Source organism: Geodermatophilus sp. Leaf369 (assembly GCF_001424455.1).
Taxonomy (GTDB): domain Bacteria; phylum Actinomycetota; class Actinomycetes; order Mycobacteriales; family Geodermatophilaceae; genus Klenkia.
Genome location: NZ_LMQA01000002.1, coordinates 1,067,143 through 1,083,808, shown reverse-complemented (window position 1 = coordinate 1,083,808; position 16,666 = coordinate 1,067,143). Strand labels below are relative to the sequence as shown.

Sequence of the window (16,666 nt, the reverse complement as noted above, 5' to 3'; positions counted from 1 at the left end):
CGTCCTGCCGTGCTGATGAGCTGCCGGTCAGCAGGGCATCAGGGGGTCGTCGGGACCTCGATGGTCCCGTCGATGATCTGCTGCTTGTAGTCCTCGATCACGTCGGCGATGTCGTCGATCTGGCCGCCGGAGACGGACAGGCCGACACCGTCGGTCGACAGGTCGTTGACGACGTCCGTGCCGCCCTCGACGTTGCCCTCGCTGTAGTCGGTGATGAACGCCTCGACGGCGTTGTCGACCCGCTTGAGCATCGAGGTCATGATCACGGCCTGCAGGGCCGGGTCGCCGACGGTCTCGTACTGGTCGGAGTCGACGCCGATGGCGCGGTTGCCCGAGGCCGCAGCGGCCTCGAAGACGCCCTGGCCGGAGCCGCCGGCAGCGTGGAAGACGATGTCGGCACCGGCCTCGAACTGACCCTGGGCCACGATCTGGCCACGGGCCGGGTCGCTGAACCCGGAGAAGTCACCGGCGGGCGAGATGTACTGCACCTGGACGGTGATGGCCGGGTTCACGGCCTGCGCGCCCGCGGTGTAGCCGGCCTCGAACTTCTCGATCAGCGGCGACTGGACGCCACCGACGAAGCCGATGTTGTCGGTCTCGGTCTTGGTGGCGGCGGCGACGCCGGCCAGGAACGAGCCCTGCTCCTCGGCGAAGAGCAGCCCGGTGACGTTGTCGCCCTTGCTGCTGCCGTCGAAGAGGGTGTTGGAACCGTCGACCTGGGCGAACGTGGTGTCCGGGTAGTCGGCGGCGACGTCGGCGATGACCTCGTCGTAGTTGAACCCGACGGCGATGACCGGGTCGTAACCGGCCTCGGCCAGCTGGGCCAGGCCCTCGGCGCGGTCGGAACCGTCGTCGTTCGGGCTGAACTCCTCGACCTCGCCACCGAGGGCCTCGGCCGCGGCCGAGGCGCCGGCGTACGCCGAGTCGTTGAAGGAGCGGTCGCCACGGCCGCCGGTGTCGTAGGCCAGGCCGATCTGCAGGTCGCCCGAGGCGGCACTGCCGCCGCTGGCGCTGCCGCCACCGGTCTCCTCGTCACTGGCACAGGCCGCCAGGGCCAAGCTGCCGGCCAGCAGCAGCGCTGCGGCCTTCATCCCACGCGCACGGCGCACGAAGGGTCTCCTCTCGTATGGGGCTGGTCCCGGGCCGGTGGCCCGGGAGACGCCCCGGGGTGTGCACTCCGGTGATCGGCTGCCCTGGCCCCGGGAGTCCCGGACGCCTGGCAGCGACGTCGGCACGCTATCCGCGCCGGACCGGCCAGCGGTGAGGTCGGGTGGACACCGAGACCCGATCGTTAGCGGGTGGACACACCGGACACACACGGGCGCCCGCTCGTCACGTGACGCAGCTGCACCGCGTGCCGGGGCCCCGTGCCGGCCACCCGCGGTTAGCGTTCCCCACCATGCGATCCCTGCTGCCCGGAGTGCGGGCGGCGGCGGTGGCACTGGTCGCCGGGCTCACCGTGCTGACCACCGCCCCCGCCGCGCTGGCCGAGTCCGACGCAGCTCCCCGCCCGAGCGTGGACCCCGCTGCCCCCACCCCCACCGCCCCGATGGACGGCGGTCCCCCGCAGGGCACCGCCCCCGACGGCAGCACGGTGGGCGGCGCGGGTCTGGACACCCGCGGGCTGGTCACCGTCGACGGCGCCCCCGCGCTCCCCGAGGGCATCGACGCCCGGGGCTGGCTGGTCGCCGACATGGACACCGGCGAGGTGCTCGGCGCCCAGGACCCGCACGGCCGCTACTACCCGGCCAGCACGCTGAAGACGCTGACCCTGCTGACCCTGGTCGGGCAGCTGGACCCCACGCTGGTCGTGGAGGGCACCCGCGAGGACGAGTCGGTCGAGGGCAGCCGGGTGGGCCTGGTCGCCGGCGGCCAGTACCCGGTGTCGCTGCTGTTCGACGGGCTGGTCATGCAGTCGGGCAACGACGCCGCCAACGCCCTCGCCCGGGCCGCCGGCGGCGTGCCGGCGACGCTGGAGGCGATGAACGCCACGGCCGAGCGGATCGGCGCGCTGGACACCGTCGCCGGCACGCCGTCCGGGCTGGACGTCGCCGGGCAGAGCTCCTCGCCCTACGACCTCGCGCTGATCATGCGGCAGCTGATCGCCGACCCCACCGCCGCGGCGATCCTGCAGACGCAGACCGCGCAGATGCCGGCCGTCGCCGGGCTCACCGAGGGCTACCAGATCCAGTCGCAGAACACCCTGCTCACCGAGTACCCGGGCACCCTGGGCGGCAAGACCGGGTTCACCGACGCCGCCCGGCACACCTTCGTGGCCGCCGCCGAGCGCGACGGCCGGCGCCTGGTGGTCAGCCTCATGCAGACCGAGCGCTACCCGGTCTCCACCACCGAGCAGGCCGAGCGGCTGCTGGACTGGGGCTTCGCCGCGCCCACCGGCAGCGGCGTCGGCACCCTGGTCGACCCCGGCGACACCGAGCCGGTCGCGCTGCCCAGCGCGGTCGCCCCCGACGACGGGTCGCTGTCGCCGGAGGACGCGGTGGCCGCTGCGCAGGCGGAGCCCGCCGCCGCGGCCGCCTCCTCGGGCGGGGAGTCCTCCGTGCTGGTCCCGCTGGCCCTCGGGGTCGGCGCGGTCGGCATCGTCGGAGCCACGCTGGTCGGCCGACGACGGGCGATGACGGCGGGTGCGCCCGCCGGCCGGGTCAGTCGGTCGGCGCCTGGGCCGTGGTCCGGGCGCGGGTCCGACGCACCCACCGTGGCGCCCAGCGGGCGGCGACCGCCCCCGCCGCCGCTCCCACCCCGAGCAGACCCCCCGCCAGCGCGAGGGGAGCAGGACGGGGACCGCGTTCGTCGACCAGCACCACGTCGGGCAGCCGGGTCGGCGCCTCGGGGCCCAGCGGCACCTGGCCGACCGCGTGCTCGACCGCCGGGAGGGTCGAGGTCCACGCGGCCGTGAAGAAGGCGAACCGGGCGACCACGTTGATCCAGATGATCAGCCCGACGAACCCGCCGAAGGCCGAGATCGTGGCGTTGCCGCCGATCAGGTTGAGGTAGTAGGCGCCGACGAACTTGAGCACCTCGAACCCGACGGCGCCGAACACCGCCCCGGGCAGCAGCTCGCGGGCCCGGTAGGGGGTGTTGGGCACGCCCTTGAGCAGCCAGAGGAAGACCAGGGTGTCCCCGACCAGGACCAGCCCGATGCCGAGTGCGGAGACCAGCAGGAAGTAGCCGGGCACCTCGTCGACGCCCAGCAGGTCGAGCAGGCCCGTCGCGGCCGTCGTCGTCCCGGCGGTGATGCCGATCGACAGCACGCCGGCCCCGGCGAACCCCAGCAGCACGAGCAGGTCCTTGACCCGGTCGCCCAGGAAGTCGGGTTGGTCTGGCTTGCCGCGCCAGATGATGTCCATGCCCACGCGCAGCTTGTCGACCGCGCCCAGGCCGACGAACAGGAAACCGACCAGGCCGATCAGGCCGGTCGTGCTGCGGGCGTCGATCGCGTCGGTGACCGCCGAGGCCAACTGCTGTCCGGTGCCGCCAGGCACGGCCTCGCGGATCGCCGCGATCAGCTGCAGCTGCAGCAGCGGGCTGCCGGCCAGCACGAACCCGGCGATCGAGGCGACGAGCAGCACGACCGGGAACAGCGCCAGGAACACGTAGTAGGTGACCCCCGACGCCAGCAGGTCGCCCTGGGAGCGGTTGTACTGCCCACCGGCGTGCACCAGGTGGTCCAGCCAGGGGTGCCGGACCCGCTCGCGGTGCAGCAGGTCCCGCAGCCGGTCGATGGTCCGGGTCAGCACGTTGCCCCCGCCCTCGGCGGGCGGGGCGGTCGGTGCGCTCAGCTGCGTGCCGGTCCGGTCAGCGGGTGCTGGCGGGCCACGGCCCAGGCACCCGAGGGCAGCTGCTCGAACTCGGTGAAGTGCTCGACCCGGAAGCGGGCGTCGACGTCGGCCAGCTCGGACTGGGCCATGTCGAGCATGTCGGTGGGCACGTCGTGCGCCACGGTCACGTGCGGGTGGTACGGGAAGGACAGCGGTCGCTGCAGCGGTCCGGTGCGCACGTCCCCGGCGACCGACGTGCAGTCGGTGACGCCGTCGGCGACGGCGACGAACACGACCTCGGAGACCGGGCGGAAGGTGCCCGTGCCCCGCAGGTGGACGTCGAAGGGCGGGTGCGCACGGGCGACGTCGGCCAGGTGGGCGCTGATCGAGGGCCGGTCGACGACGGCGACCTCGGTGGGCGGCAGCAGCGTCACGTGCGGCGGGACCAGGCTGGCCTGCGGGTCACCGCACTTGGTGCGCCAGTCCACCAGCAGCTGCGCCCACGGCTCCGGGACGTCGACGACGACGCCCAGGACGGCGGTGTCGGCGGTGCTGCGGCGGCTGGACCGGCGGGGGACGAACGTGTCGTCGTGCCGGCGCTCGGGGCGGCTCACGCCGAGCCCCTCACGGGGTGGGCCCCGGACGCAGGAAGCCGATCCGGTCGTAGACCGTGGCCAGGGTCGGGGCGGCGACCTCGCGGGCCCGGGCGGCGCCGGCGGCCAGCACGGCCTCGAGCTCCGCGGTGTCGGCGAGCAGCTCCGCCGTCCGGGTCTGGACCGGGGCCAGGGCGTCGCCGACCACCTCGGCGACCTCCTTCTTGAGGTCGCCGTAGCCGCGGCCGGCGAAGTGCTCCTCCAGCTCGGCGACGGTGCGCCCGGAGAACGCCGCGTGGATGGTCAGCAGGTTGGAGACCCCGGGCTTGTCGGCCGGGTCGAACACGACCTCGCGGCCGGTGTCGGTGACCGCGCTGCGGATCCGCTTGGCGGTGGTCTTCAGGTCGTCGAGCAGGTTGATGCAGCCGGCCTCCGGGAGGCTCTTGCTCATCTTCTTGTCCGGCTGCTGCAGGTCGAGCACCTTGGCCGCGCCCGGGGGGATGAACGCCTCGGGCAGGACGAAGGTGTCGCCGTACCGGCTGTTGAACCGGGTGGCCAGGTCGCGGGTGAGCTCCAGGTGCTGGCGCTGGTCCTCACCGACCGGCACCCGCTCGGCCTGGTACAGCAGGATGTCGGCGGCCTGCAGGATCGGGTAGGTGAACAGCCCGACGCTGGTGCTGGACTGGCCCTGGCGGGCCGACTTGTCCTTGAACTGGGTCATCCGGCCGGCCTCGCCGAACCCGGTGAGGCACTGCAGCACCCAGCCCAGCTGGGCGTGCTCGGGCACGTGGCTCTGCACGAACAGCGCGCTGCGGTCGGGGTCGACGCCCAGCGCGATCAGCTGCGCGGCCGACACCAGCGTGCGCCGGCGGAGGACGGCGGGGTCCTGCTCGACGGTGATCGCGTGCAGGTCCACCACGCAGTAGAAGGCCTCGTGGTCGGCCTGCATGCTGACCCACTGGCGCAGCGCCCCGAGGTGGTTCCCGAGGTGGAAGGAGTCCGCCGTCGGCTGGATGCCGGACAGCACGCGAGGGGCAGGCACGTCCCTCATCGAACCACGCGCCACAGCGGCACCGACCCAGACCCGCGGGATCGATCCTGCGGGTCAGGCCGCGGAGGTGGCGGCGGTCACCGCGTCCAACGCCGCGAGGAAGACGTCGTCCTCCTCGGGAGTGCCGACGGTGACCCGCACGCCCTCCCCGGCGAAGGGCCGGGTGATGACCGCCCGGGCCTCCAGCGCGGCGGCCAGCCCGGCGGCCTGCTCCCCCACCGGCAGCCACACGAAGTTGGCCTGGCTGTCGGCGACGGCGTGGCCCCGGCGGCGCAGCTCCCCGGACAGCCGGGTGCGCTCGGCGGTCACCTCGGCGACCCGGGCGACCACCTCGTCCTCGCTGGCCAGCGCGGCCACCGCCGCGGCCTGGGCGAGCATCGACACGCTGAAGGGCACGTGGGTCTTGCGCACGGCCTCGGCCACGGCCGGGTCCTCCGCGATGAGGTAACCCACCCGCAGGCCGGCCAGGCCCCAGGCCTTGGAGAACGTGCGGAGCACCGCGACGTTCGGGCGCCCGCGCATCAGCTCGATGCCGTCGGGCACCTCGGGGTCGGTGACGAACTCCCGGTAGGCCTCGTCGAGCACGACCAGCGTGCTGGCCGGGACCGCGTCCAGGAACCGCTCGAGCTCCGCCCGCCGGACCGCCGTCCCGGTCGGGTTGTTGGGGTTGCAGACGAAGACCACGCGGGTGGTGTCGTCGATCGCGGCCAGCAGCGCGCCCAGGTCGTGGGTGTCGGCCGGACCGCCCTGGACACCGGGCACCAGCGGCACCTGCACCGCGCGGGCCCCGGCGACCTGGGCCAGCAGCGGGTACATCTCGAACGAGCGCCACGCGAAGGCCATGCTCGTACCCGGGTCGGCGTAGGCCTGGGCCAGCTGCTGGCACAACATCACCGCGCCGCACCCGGTCGCGATCTGTGCCGGGTCGACGTCGTACCGGGCGGCCAGCGCCGCGGTCAGCACCCCGGCCCCGTTGTCGGGGTAGCGGTTGGTCTCCCCCGCGGTGTCGGCGATCGCCCGGACGACGGCGGGCAGCGGCGGGAAGGCCACCTCGTTGCTGGCCAGCTTCACCGCGCGCGGCACCCCGATCTCCCGGGCCAGGTCGGCCGGGTTGCGCCCGGGCTTGTAGACCGGCAGGGCGGACACGGCAGGACGGGGGCTGACCACGGGAGGGTCCTCCTGAGCTGGGTGGGAGGCTGTGCGCATGCGAGTTCTGGTCGCCGGTGGAGCCGGCTACATCGGCAGCGTAGTCACGGCCTCCCTCCTGGAGGGGGGCCACGAGGTGACCGTGCTGGACGACCTGTCGACCGGTCACGCCGACGCCGTCCCGGCCGGCGCGACGTTCGTGCAGGCCTCCCTGCACGACTCGGGCCCGGTGCTGGCCGACGTCCGGCCCGAGGCGGTGCTGCACTTCGCGGCCAAGAGCCTCGTCGGCGCGAGCCAGGTCTCCCCCGAGGACTACTGGCACACCAACGTCGGCGGGTCGCTGGCGCTGCTGGAGGCCATGCGCGCCGCCGACTGCCGGCGCATCGTCTTCTCCTCCACCGCGGCCACCTACGGCGAGCCCGAGTCGGTGCCGATCACCGAGGACGCCCCCACCCGGCCGACCAACACCTACGGTGCCTCGAAGCTGGCCGTGGACCACATGCTGACCTCCTACGCGGTGGCCCACTCCTTCGCCGCGGTGAGCCTGCGCTACTTCAACGTGGCCGGCGCCGGGCACGGCCTGGGCGAGCGGCACGCCACCGAGACCCACCTCATCCCGATCGCGCTGCAGGTCGCCGCCGGCACCCGCGAGGCGATCACCGTCTACGGCGACGACTACCCCACACCCGACGGCACCTGCGTGCGCGACTACGTGCACGTGCTCGACCTCGCCGACGCCCACCTGCTGGCCCTGCCGGCCCCGGCCGCGGGCGAGCACCGGGTCTACAACCTGGGCAACGGCACCGGGTTCAGCGTCCAGCAGGTCGTCGACGCCGTCCGCGAGGTCACCGAACACCCGGTCCCCGTCGTCGTCGGCGACCGCCGGGCCGGCGACCCGGCCCAGCTGGTCGCCTCCTCCGCCCGGATCCGGGCCGACCTCGGCTGGACCCCGCAGCACGCCGACCTGACCACGATGGTCCGCGACGCCTGGTCCCTCCTCACCTGACGAGAAGCGCCCTCCTCGTCCCAGGTCCTGACGACGGCCCCGTCCCAGGGGCCCGCGGCGTGCGGAGCGCGTCGTGGGGTGGGACGGGGTCCTTCCCTCAGGTCGCGGCGGCGCCGGTGCGGAGGGTGTCGCCGTCGATCTCGGCGGGCGGGGCCGGGGCGACGCTCAGTCGGGCGATCCGGCGCCCGTCGAGCTCGGTGACGGTGATCGCGCGCCCCTCGTGCTCCACCGCGTCCCCCACGGCGGGGATCCGGCCGAGCTCGGCGAGCACCCAGCCGGCGACGGTCTCGTAGGGCCCCTCGGGGAGCTCCAGGCCGGTGGCCTCGGAGAAGTCGTCCAGGTTGAGCAGGCCGTCGACGTCGTGCGGGCCGTCGGTGGGCTCGTCGGTCTCCGGGACGGCGTCGTCGTCGTACTCGTCGTAGATCTCCCCGATGACCTCCTCGATGAGGTCCTCCAGGGTCACGATGCCGTCGGTGCCGCCGTACTCGTCGACGACGATCGCCAGGTGCTGGCTCTCCTTGCGCATCTCCGACAGCGCGGTCAGCACGCCGGCGGTGCCGGGCAGCTGCTTGACCTCGCGGGCCAGGTCCCCGACGGTCGCCGCGCGGCCGGCCGGGTGGTTCGGGAGGAACAGGTCGCGCACGTGCACGAACCCGACGACGTCGTCCTGGCTCTTGCCGACCACCGGGTACCGGGAGCGACTGGACTCCGCGACCAGCTTGGCCGCCCGGGACGCCGTCATCGAGGCCTCCAGGAAGTCGACCTCGGTGCGCGGGGTCATCACCTCGCGGACCTCACGGTCCCCGGCGCGGAACACCTCGTCGATCAGTCGGCGCTCGTCGCTGGACAGCGACTCGTGCGCGGCGACCAGGTCGCGCAGCTCCTCCTGGCTGATCGACTCCCCGCTCTGCTTGGGGTCACCGCCGAGCAGCCGCACCAGGACGTCGGTGGACTTCGAGAGCAGCCAGATGATCGGCCGGAAGACCGTCGCGATCCGGTTGAGCGGCGCGGCCACGATGAGCGAGAAGCCCTCGGCACGTTGCAGCGCCAACCGCTTGGGGGTCAGCTCCCCGACCACCAGCGACAGGTAGCTGATCGCGATGGTGACCAGCACGAAGCTCAGCGGGTTCGCCAGACCCTCGCTCAGCCCCAGGCCGATCAGCCACTCCCCCAACGGGGCGGACAGCGTGCTGGCACCGAACGCCGCGGAGAAGAAGCCGGCGAGGGTCACCCCGACCTGGACGGCGGCGAGGAACCGGTTCGGGGTGGCCAGCAGGGTGCTCAGGGACTGCCCGCGCTTGCCCTTCTCGGCGAGCGCACGGACCTGCGACTCCCGCAGCGAGACCAGGGCGATCTCGGCACCGGCGAACGCTCCGCCGATCAGCACGAAGACCACGACCATGACGATGTTGAGCCAGACGTCGCTCACCGCGGCGTGCTCCTCTTGGGGTTGTTCGGGTGCGGGTGGGGGAGTCCCCAGGGTCCCGTGTCCACGTCGGACGGTCCACCCGGCAACGGCGCAGCGGGGCGGGACGTTCCTGCCCACCCGGCCCGTGTTCGGGGAAGAGGGGGTCTCAGGACTCGCTCAGAGCCCTCGTTCCCTGATCCGGGCCGCCATCAGCGCACGCACCCGGGCAACCACCTCGTCCGGGTGGTGCAGGTCGGCGGCGGTGAGGTGCAGCACCGTCCACCCTGCCGCCACCAAGGCGTTGAGCCGGCGGCGGTCCCGGCCCAGCTGACCGGGCTGCCCGTGCCAGGCCCCGTCGTACTCCACGGCGATCCTCAGCTCGGGGAAGGCGAGGTCGACCCGGGCCAGGAAGCGCCCGCCGTCGTCCCTGACCTCGAACTGGGGGACGGCGACCAACCCCGCGCACGCCAGCCAGACACGCACGCGGGACTCCGGTAGCGACTCGGCCCGCCGATCGGTGAGGCCGGCCGCGCGCTCGGCCCGGCGGTCGCCTCGTCCGCCCGTCAGCGTCGTGACCCCGAGGGCCAGGGCAGCCGGCGACAGGGCGCCGCGGGCGAGGAGCACGTCCACCAGAGCCACCGCCTCGGCCAGCGGTTCCCAGCGGCCCAGGTCCAGGGCCGTGCGCACGGCGTCGGTGCAGCGCCGTAGGAGGACCACCGACGCCTCGTCGGGCGGGACCGAGGCCTGGTGCACCCGCATCCCGGAGACCGGGCCGAACCGGACACCCGGCGGCACGGCCACGTGCACCGGCGTCCCGGCATCGACGGCCTCGGTCGCCCCGTGCAGCCACGCCGCGCTCCGCCCGCAGAACACGGCCTGGGGCGGCATGAGCAGGGTCGCCCCGGCCAACCGGAGCCCGTGGTCGTCGGACAGATCGGCGTCGGCGTGCACCCCACGGAACAGCGGCCGCCAGGCCCGGCTCCGCAGCTGGTCCCGGGTGAGCACACCGTCTGCCAGGACGTCCTGGGTGCGGAAGACCCGCCCAACGAGGGCGGCCGGACGAGCGGGAGCAGGCACGGGAGCAGCCTGCCGCGGGGACGCCCTCCGCCGCTGGCGTCGTCCACAGGTCCCGGCTTCGGGGAACGAGGCGCCCCGAACGCGCTCAGGGGCCCCCGTTCCCCGAACCGGGCCCGGACGCGCGACGGCCCCCTCGACCGCGGGGGTCGAGGGGGCCGTCGGGACGGGCCTGGGTCAGGCAGCCATGGCCTTCTGCAGGTTGGTGTCGATGGCCGCCAGGAAGTCCTGGGTGGTGAGCCAGGGGGCGTCCTTGCCGATGAGCAGGGCGAGGTCCTTGGTCATCTGGCCACCCTCGACGGTCTCGATGCAGACGCGCTCGAGGGTCTCGGCGAACTCGGTCACCTCGGGGGTGTTGTCGAGCTTGCCGCGGTGCGCCAGGCCCCGGGTCCAGGCGAAGATCGACGCGATCGGGTTGGTCGAGGTCTCCTTGCCGGCCTGGTGCTGGCGGTAGTGCCGGGTGACCGTGCCGTGCGCGGCCTCGGCCTCGACGGTCTGGCCGTCCGGGGTGGCCAGCACCGAGGTCATCAGGCCCAGCGAGCCGAAGCCCTGGGCGACGGTGTCGGACTGGACGTCGCCGTCGTAGTTCTTGCACGCCCAGACGTAGCCGCCCTCCCACTTGAGGTTGGCCGCGACCATGTCGTCGATCAGGCGGTGCTCGTAGGTGATCCCGGCAGCCTCGAACTTCTCGGCGAACTCGGCGTCGAAGACCTCCTGGAAGATGTCCTTGAAGCGCCCGTCGTAGACCTTGAGGATCGTGTTCTTGGTCGACAGGTACACCGGGTAGTTGCGGGCCAGGCCGTAGTTCAGCGAGGCCCGGGCGAAGTCCCGGATGGAGTCGTCGAGGTTGTACATCGACAGCGAGATGCCGGCCGAGGGGGCCTGGAAGACCTCGCGCTCGATGGTCTCGCCGCCGTCGTCGGGGGTGAAGACGACCTTCAGGGTGCCCGCGGAGGGGAACTTGAAGTCGGTGGCGCGGTACTGGTCGCCGTAGGCGTGGCGGCCGACGATGATCGGCTTGGTCCAGCCCGGCACCAGGCGCGGCACGTTCTGCATGATGATCGGCTCGCGGAAGATCACGCCGCCGAGGATGTTGCGGATGGTCCCGTTCGGGGAGCGCCACATCTGCTTGAGGCCGAACTCCTCGACCCGCGCCTCGTCCGGGGTGATGGTGGCGCACTTGACGCCGACGCCGTGCTGCTTGATGGCGTTGGCCGCGTCGATCGTCACCTGGTCGTCGGTGGCGTCGCGGTTCTCCATGCCGAGGTCGTAGTACTCGAGGTCGACGTCGAGGTACTTGAGGATCAGCTCGTCCTTGATGAACTGCCAGATGATCCGGGTCATCTCGTCGCCGTCGAGCTCGACGACCTTGCCCTGCACCTTGATCTTGCTCACGTGTGGGTGAGTCCTCTCTGTAGGAGGCCGACTCAGAGGTCGGCCACGTCCGCCTGCTTGGCTCGTACGGCCTCGGCTGCCTCGCGCAGCCCGGCCAGCTCGTCGTCGCTCAGGTCGCCCTCGACGACCCGCCGCACCCCGCCGCGCCCGATCTCGGCCTCGACCCCCAGGTAGACCCCGGAGATCCCGTACTGGCCGTCGACCCACGCGCAGACCGGCATGACCGCGCCGGAGTCCTCGATGACGGCGCGGGCCATCCGGGCCGCCGCGGCGGAGGGTGCGTAGTAGGCCGACCCGGTCTTGAGCAGCGCCACCACCTCGGCCCCGCCGTTGCGGGTGCGGTCGACGAGGTGGGCGATCCGGTCGGCGGCCAGCACGTCGGCCAGCGGCTTCCCGTCGACGGTGCAGCGGCTGGGCACCGGCACCATCGTGTCGCCGTGGCTGCCCAGGGTCAGGGTGCGCACCGAGGAGACCGGTACGCCCAGCTCCTCGGCGACGTTGTTGGTGAAGCGCGCGGTGTCCAGCATGCCGGCCTGGCCCATCACCTTGGCGGTGTCGAACCCGGTGGCCAGCTGCGCCAGCGCGGTCATCTCGTCCAGCGGGTTGCTCACCACGACGACGACGGCGTCCGGTGAGGTCCGGGCGACGTTCTCCGCGACCTGGCGCACGATCCCGGCGTTGGTCTCGATGAGGTCCATCCGGCTCATCCCGGGCTTGCGGGGCAGCCCGGCGGTGATCACGACGACGTCGGAACCCTCGGTGCCCTCGTAGGACCCGCCGCCGACACCGACGACCCGGGTCTCGAAGCCCTCGATCGCGCGGGACTGGTTCATGTCGAGGGCGATGCCCTCGGGCTTGCCCTCGACGATGTCGGTGAGGACGACGGTCTCGAAGACGTCGTACTCCGCCAGACGCAGGGCGGTGGTGGAGCCGTAGAACCCGGCACCCACGACTGTGACCTTGCCAGAACGGGGCTGCGCTGCCATGGCCGCCAACCTAGCGGCGCCGGAGCCCCAGCGCCCGCGCGGGTGCGCTCACACCGACGGGATCGCCAGCGCGGTCGCGACCAGCACGAGCCCGGCACCCAGGGTGAGGACGACGTCGGTGGTCTGGCTGCGGACGGCGAGGAACCCGACCCGGCGGACCGGGAGCACCATCCGCGCCACCCCCGCGGTGAGCAGGCCGACACCCATGAGCACGAGCCCCGCGCGCCAGTTTCCCGCGGTCACCGCGAGCAGACCGGCGATCACCACCAGCAGCACGACGGTCATCGGCAGCTGGCGGAGCACCCCGGCCAGCACGGGCCGGCGGGTGTGGAGCGGTGCGCCGGCCACCGGTCAGGCCACGACGGTGTCGTCGGCCTGCTCGGCGAGGGTGACCACGTTGGACAGCAGCATCGCCCGGGTCATCGGCCCGACCCCACCGGGGTTGGGGGCGACCCAGCCGGCGACGTCCCACACGTCGGCGGCGACGTCCCCGGCGATCTTCCCGTCGACCCGGCTGACGCCGACGTCGAGCACGGCCGCACCGGGCTTGACCATGTCGGCGGTGAGCAGCCCGGGCACCCCGGCCGCGGCGACGACGACGTCGGCGGTGCGGGTGTGCGCGGCCAGGTCGCGGGTGCCGGTGTGGCACAGCGTCACGGTGGCGTTCTCATTGCGCCGGGTCAGCAGCAGGCCCAGCGGGCGGCCGACGGTGACCCCGCGGCCGACCACGGTGACCTCGGCGCCGGCGAGCTCGACGCCGTGCCGGCGGAGGATCTCCACGATGCCCAGCGGGGTGCACGGCAGCGGCCCGGGGACGCCGAGGACCAACCGGCCCAGGTTGGTGGGGTGCAGCCCGTCGGCGTCCTTGGCCGGGTCCATCGCCTCCAGCACGGCGGCCTCGGAGACCTGGGGCGGCAGCGGCAGCTGGACGATGTAGCCGGTGCAGGCGGGGTCGGCGTTGAGCTCTGCGACGACGGCGAGGACGTCGGCCTGGGAGGCGTCGGCGGGGAGTTCGCGCTGGATGCTGGCGATGCCGACCTGCGCGCAGTCGGAGTGCTTGGCGTTGACGTACCAGCGGCTGCCCGGGTCGTCGCCGACGAGCAGCGTGCCCAGACCGGGCCGGCGTCCGGCGGCGGCCAGCGTGGCCACCCGCTCGGTCAGCTCGGTGCGGATGGCCGCCGCGGTGGCCTTGCCGTCGAGTCGGGATGCGCTCACCGCTCCAGTCTGCCGCACCCACCCCTGCGCCCTTAGGGTCAGCGCCGCAGGTGTGGCGCTCCCCCGTCACCGAGCGCCGAGGAGAACCGATGACCGAGCCCGACCGCCGCGACACCACCGGTGCGACCAGCAGCGCCGCCGACCCCACCCGTCCGGTCGAGCCGGCCGCCGACCCGGCGACCCGCGCCCCGGGCGACCCGGTCAGCGACCAGACGACGGCGGTGCACCCGCTCCCCCAGCAGCCGCGGGACGAGACCCTGCCCGGGACGACGCGCAGCCCCTTCGCCGACGACGGCGGGACCACCTCCGGCCGCACCACCTGGCACCCCGAGCCCGACCCGCGGGACCACCCGGACGAGACCCGCCCCGAGTGGTCCACGAACCCGGTCGCCGTCCGCCGCTCGGACTCCGTCGCGGCGTTCCTGCTGCTGCTCTCGGGCATCGCGGCCGGGGTGAGCCTGCTGCTGCCCTGGACGCCGGACGGCCCGACCGGGCTGGACCTGCTCCGCGACGGCCTGGACACCCTCGGCCAGGACTGGACGCAGGTGTTCTCGAACGGTCTCTGGCAGCCCCTGGGCGTGCTGTTCGGCGGCGGCGTGCTCTTCGTCCTGGGGCTGCTGTTGCTGATCCCGGCGAAGGCGCACCGCTTCCTCGGGGTGCTCGCGCTGCTGGTGGCCCTCGCCGTCGTCGCGGCCGTGCTGGTGCCGCTGGCCGAGGCGGGCTGGGACCTGGCGGCCTTCGGCGCCGGCTTCTACGCCGCCCTCGCCGTCGCCGGCCTCGGCCTGCTCGGCGCCCTCAAGGCCGCCCTCACCGGCAAGAAGCTCGCCTAGCGCTAGTGCGCGAAGTGCCGGGTGCCGGTGAGGTACAGCGCGATGCCGGCCTCGGCGGCGGCGGCGGTGACCTCGTCGTCGCGCACCGACCCGCCGGGCTGGACGACGGCGGTGACCCCGGCGTCCAGCAGCACCTGCAGGCCGTCGGCGAAGGGGAAGAACGCGTCCGACGCGGCGACCGAGCCCGCGGCCCGCTCCCCGGCCCGGGTGACGGCGAGGCGGGCGGCGTCCACCCGGTTGACCTGCCCCATGCCGACGCCGACGGTGGCGCCGTCGGCGGCGAGCAGGATCGCGTTGGAACGCACCGCACGCACCGAGCGCCAGGCGAAGACGAGGTCGGTGAGGGTGGCGGCGTCCACGGGTGAGCCGGTGGCCAGGGTCCAGCTGGTCGGGTCGTCGCCGGGGGCGTCGATCGCGTCCACGGTCTGCAGCAGGAGGCCACCGCTGATCGGCCGCATCTCGACCGGCTCGGCGGCACCGGGGGCCAGCCGGAGCAGCCGGATGTTCTTCTTGCGGGTCAGCACCTCGAGGGCGTCGGCGGTGAAGGACGGCGCGACGACGACCTCGGTGAAGACCTCGGCGATCTGCTCGGCGGTGGCCAGGTCGACCTCGCGGTTGGCCGCGATGACCCCGCCGAAGGCCGAGACCGGGTCGCAGGCGTGCGCCTTGCGGTGGGCCTGCGCGAGGTCGGTGCCCACGGCGATGCCGCACGGGTTGGCGTGCTTGATGATCGCCACGCAGGGCCCGTCGTGGTCGGCGGCGGCGCGGCGGGCTGCGTCGGTGTCGACGTAGTTGTTGTAGCTCATCGGCTTGCCGTGCAGCTGCTCGGCGTGCGCCAGGCCCGGGGCGCGGTCGTGCCGGTAGAGCGCGGCCTGCTGGTGCGGGTTCTCCCCGTAGCGCAGCACGTCGGCCCGGTCCCAGCTGCCCCCGAGCCAGGTCGGGAAGCCGGTCTCGTCGTCGGGGGCCAGCGTCGCGCCCATCCAGGAGGCGACAGCGGTGTCGTAGGCGGCGGTGTGCCGGAACGCGGCGACCGCGAGCCGCTGCCGGGTGGGCAGGTCGAAGCCCCCGGCACGGACGGCGTCGAGCACCTCGGCGTAGCGGGCGGGGTCGACGACGACGGCCACCGAGGGGTGGTTCTTGGCGGCGGCGCGGACCATCGCCGGGCCGCCGATGTCGATCTGCTCGACGCACTCGTCGGGGGTCGCACCCGAGGCCACGGTCTCGCTGAACGGGTAGAGGTTGACCACGACGAGGTCGAAGGCGGCGATGCCGAGCTCGTCGAGCTGGCGGACGTGGTCGGGCTTGCGGCGGTCGGCCAGGATGCCGGCGTGCACGGCGGGGTGCAGGGTCTTGACCCGGCCGTCCAGGCACTCCGGGAAGCCGGTGACCTCTTCGACCGGGGTGACGGGGATGCCGGCGGCGGCGATCCGCTTCGCGGTGGCGCCGGTGCTGACGAGCTCGACGCCGGCATCGGCCAGCCCGCGGGCCAGCTCCTCGACGCCGGTCTTGTCGTAGACGCCGAGCAGGGCCCGTCGGACGGGGGTGCGGTCGCTCACGGGGGCGCTCATCGCGGTGTCTCCAGGGGTCGGGTGGTGCAGAGGGTGTCCAGCGTGGTGACGAGCAGTTCGCGCTCGACGGTCTTGATCCGCTCGTGCAACGCGGTCTCGTCGTCCCCGGGCAGCACCGGGACGCCGACCTGGGCGAGCACCGGACCGGTGTCCAACCCGGCGTCCACCAGGTGCACGGTCGCCCCGGTGGTGGTCACGCCGGCGGCGAGGGCGTCCCGGACGGCGTGCGCGCCGGGGAAGGCCGGCAGGAGCGCGGGGTGGGTGTTGACCACCCGGCCCGCGAACGCCTCGAGCACGGCCGGGCCGAGCAGCTTCATGAAGCCGGCGCAGATCACCCAGTCGGGGTCGTGCGCGGCCAGGGCCGCGGCCAGGGCGGTGTCCCAGGCGGCCCGGTCGGGGTGTGCCGACAGCGGGACGACGAAGGTCGGCAGCCCCTGCTCACGGGCGGCGGTCAGGCCGGCGGCGTCCCGGTCGGCCCCGACGGCGACGACGTCGAAGGACGGACGCCCGGCGGCCAGCAGTGCTGCGGCCAGCGTGCCCGCGCCGGAGAGGAGGACGACGACCCGCTGGGGGGTCGCACGCTCCACCGACACGTGCGGGGATCTTACCGGGGGCCGG

Annotated in this window: 15 protein-coding genes and 1 pseudogene; 3 read left to right on the top strand and 13 right to left on the bottom strand. The window is 73.7% G+C overall.

From position 1 onward, the window contains the following. Positions 1–38 precede the first annotated feature (38 nt). A complete protein-coding gene (locus tag ASG36_RS14175; protein WP_055764767.1) occupies positions 39–1,109 on the bottom strand; it encodes a BMP family protein in 1,071 nt (356 codons plus the stop codon). Positions 1,110–1,399: 290 nt separating this feature from the next. On the opposite strand from ASG36_RS14175, the gene ASG36_RS21585 reads away from it, so the two are divergent. Next, complete coding sequence (locus tag ASG36_RS21585; protein WP_082523155.1) at positions 1,400–2,914, top strand: D-alanyl-D-alanine carboxypeptidase family protein; 1,515 nt, start codon at positions 1,400–1,402, stop codon at positions 2,912–2,914. 34 nt (positions 2,915–2,948) lie between these two features. Here the strand turns inward: ASG36_RS21585 and ASG36_RS22700 are convergent. From ASG36_RS22700 to hisC, 4 genes and pseudogenes are all read right to left on the bottom strand, one after another. Beyond that, positions 2,949–3,611: pseudogene (locus ASG36_RS22700) on the bottom strand (YihY/virulence factor BrkB family protein); the annotation flags it as partial. A 182-nt stretch (positions 3,612–3,793) separates the two neighbouring features. Further along, on the bottom strand, positions 3,794–4,390 hold the full coding sequence (locus ASG36_RS14155; RefSeq protein ID WP_055764760.1) for a 2'-5' RNA ligase family protein: 597 nt from the start codon (positions 4,388–4,390) through the stop codon (positions 3,794–3,796). Positions 4,391–4,400: 10 nt separating this feature from the next. Continuing rightward, the gene (trpS, locus tag ASG36_RS14150) at positions 4,401–5,420 is read right to left on the bottom strand and encodes a tryptophan--tRNA ligase (RefSeq protein ID WP_055764758.1); all 1,020 of its coding nucleotides are present in this window, start codon (positions 5,418–5,420) and stop codon (positions 4,401–4,403) included. A gap of 54 nt (positions 5,421–5,474) precedes the next feature. Next, positions 5,475–6,566 carry a histidinol-phosphate transaminase gene (gene hisC, locus ASG36_RS14145; protein WP_235494986.1) on the bottom strand — a complete coding sequence of 364 codons (1,092 nt, stop codon included), beginning with the start codon at positions 6,564–6,566 and terminating at the stop codon, positions 5,475–5,477. A 58-nt stretch (positions 6,567–6,624) separates the two neighbouring features. Here hisC and galE point away from each other — a divergent pair, with 58 nt between their 5' ends. Continuing rightward, positions 6,625–7,572: a UDP-glucose 4-epimerase GalE gene (gene galE, locus ASG36_RS14140; protein WP_055765209.1), complete on the top strand. Its 948-nt coding sequence runs from the start codon at positions 6,625–6,627 to the stop codon at positions 7,570–7,572. A 97-nt stretch (positions 7,573–7,669) separates the two neighbouring features. Here galE and ASG36_RS14135 read toward each other — a convergent pair whose 3' ends face one another. The 6 genes from ASG36_RS14135 to ASG36_RS14110 form a co-directional block, all read right to left on the bottom strand. Further along, positions 7,670–9,001 (bottom strand): hemolysin family protein, encoded by a 1,332-nt coding sequence (locus ASG36_RS14135; protein WP_055764754.1) that lies wholly within the window; start codon positions 8,999–9,001, stop codon positions 7,670–7,672. A 156-nt stretch (positions 9,002–9,157) separates the two neighbouring features. Continuing rightward, a complete protein-coding gene (locus ASG36_RS14130; RefSeq protein WP_157498796.1) occupies positions 9,158–10,057 on the bottom strand; it encodes a DUF559 domain-containing protein in 900 nt (299 codons plus the stop codon). Between the two features lie 174 nt (positions 10,058–10,231). Further along, positions 10,232–11,449, bottom strand: a complete 1,218-nt coding sequence (locus ASG36_RS14125) for an NADP-dependent isocitrate dehydrogenase (protein ID WP_055764750.1) — start codon at positions 11,447–11,449, stop codon at positions 10,232–10,234. Positions 11,450–11,481: 32 nt separating this feature from the next. After that, positions 11,482–12,435, bottom strand: a complete 954-nt coding sequence (mdh, locus tag ASG36_RS14120; protein ID WP_055764748.1) for a malate dehydrogenase — start codon at positions 12,433–12,435, stop codon at positions 11,482–11,484. 48 nt (positions 12,436–12,483) lie between these two features. Next, the gene (locus tag ASG36_RS14115; RefSeq protein ID WP_055764746.1) at positions 12,484–12,783 is read right to left on the bottom strand and encodes a DUF3017 domain-containing protein; all 300 of its coding nucleotides are present in this window, start codon (positions 12,781–12,783) and stop codon (positions 12,484–12,486) included. Positions 12,784–12,786: 3 nt separating this feature from the next. Continuing rightward, positions 12,787–13,650, bottom strand: a complete 864-nt coding sequence (locus ASG36_RS14110) for a bifunctional methylenetetrahydrofolate dehydrogenase/methenyltetrahydrofolate cyclohydrolase (RefSeq protein ID WP_055764744.1) — start codon at positions 13,648–13,650, stop codon at positions 12,787–12,789. 89 nt (positions 13,651–13,739) lie between these two features. Between ASG36_RS14110 and ASG36_RS22355 the strand changes: the two genes are divergently transcribed. Then, complete coding sequence (locus ASG36_RS22355) at positions 13,740–14,480, top strand: hypothetical protein (protein WP_200944466.1); 741 nt, start codon at positions 13,740–13,742, stop codon at positions 14,478–14,480. Positions 14,481–14,482: 2 nt separating this feature from the next. Here the strand turns inward: ASG36_RS22355 and purH are convergent, their stop codons facing one another. Continuing rightward, positions 14,483–16,048 (bottom strand): bifunctional phosphoribosylaminoimidazolecarboxamide formyltransferase/IMP cyclohydrolase, encoded by a 1,566-nt coding sequence (purH, locus tag ASG36_RS14100; protein ID WP_055764742.1) that lies wholly within the window; start codon positions 16,046–16,048, stop codon positions 14,483–14,485. Continuing rightward, a complete protein-coding gene (purN, locus tag ASG36_RS14095; protein WP_082523085.1) occupies positions 16,045–16,641 on the bottom strand; it encodes a phosphoribosylglycinamide formyltransferase in 597 nt (198 codons plus the stop codon). Before purN ends, purH begins: the two co-directional genes overlap by 4 nt. Positions 16,642–16,666: the final 25 nt, after the last annotated feature.

Coding starts and splice junctions, on each gene's coding strand:
- ASG36_RS21585 (WP_082523155.1), top strand. CDS start 1,400: ATGCGATCCCTGCTGCCCGGAGTGCGGGCGGCGGCGGTGGCACTGGTC.
- trpS (WP_055764758.1), bottom strand. CDS start 5,420: ATGAGGGACGTGCCTGCCCCTCGCGTGCTGTCCGGCATCCAGCCGACG.
- galE (WP_055765209.1), top strand. CDS start 6,625: ATGCGAGTTCTGGTCGCCGGTGGAGCCGGCTACATCGGCAGCGTAGTC.
- mdh (WP_055764748.1), bottom strand. CDS start 12,435: ATGGCAGCGCAGCCCCGTTCTGGCAAGGTCACAGTCGTGGGTGCCGGG.
- ASG36_RS22355 (WP_200944466.1), top strand. CDS start 13,740: ATGACCGAGCCCGACCGCCGCGACACCACCGGTGCGACCAGCAGCGCC.
- purH (WP_055764742.1), bottom strand. CDS start 16,048: ATGAGCGCCCCCGTGAGCGACCGCACCCCCGTCCGACGGGCCCTGCTC.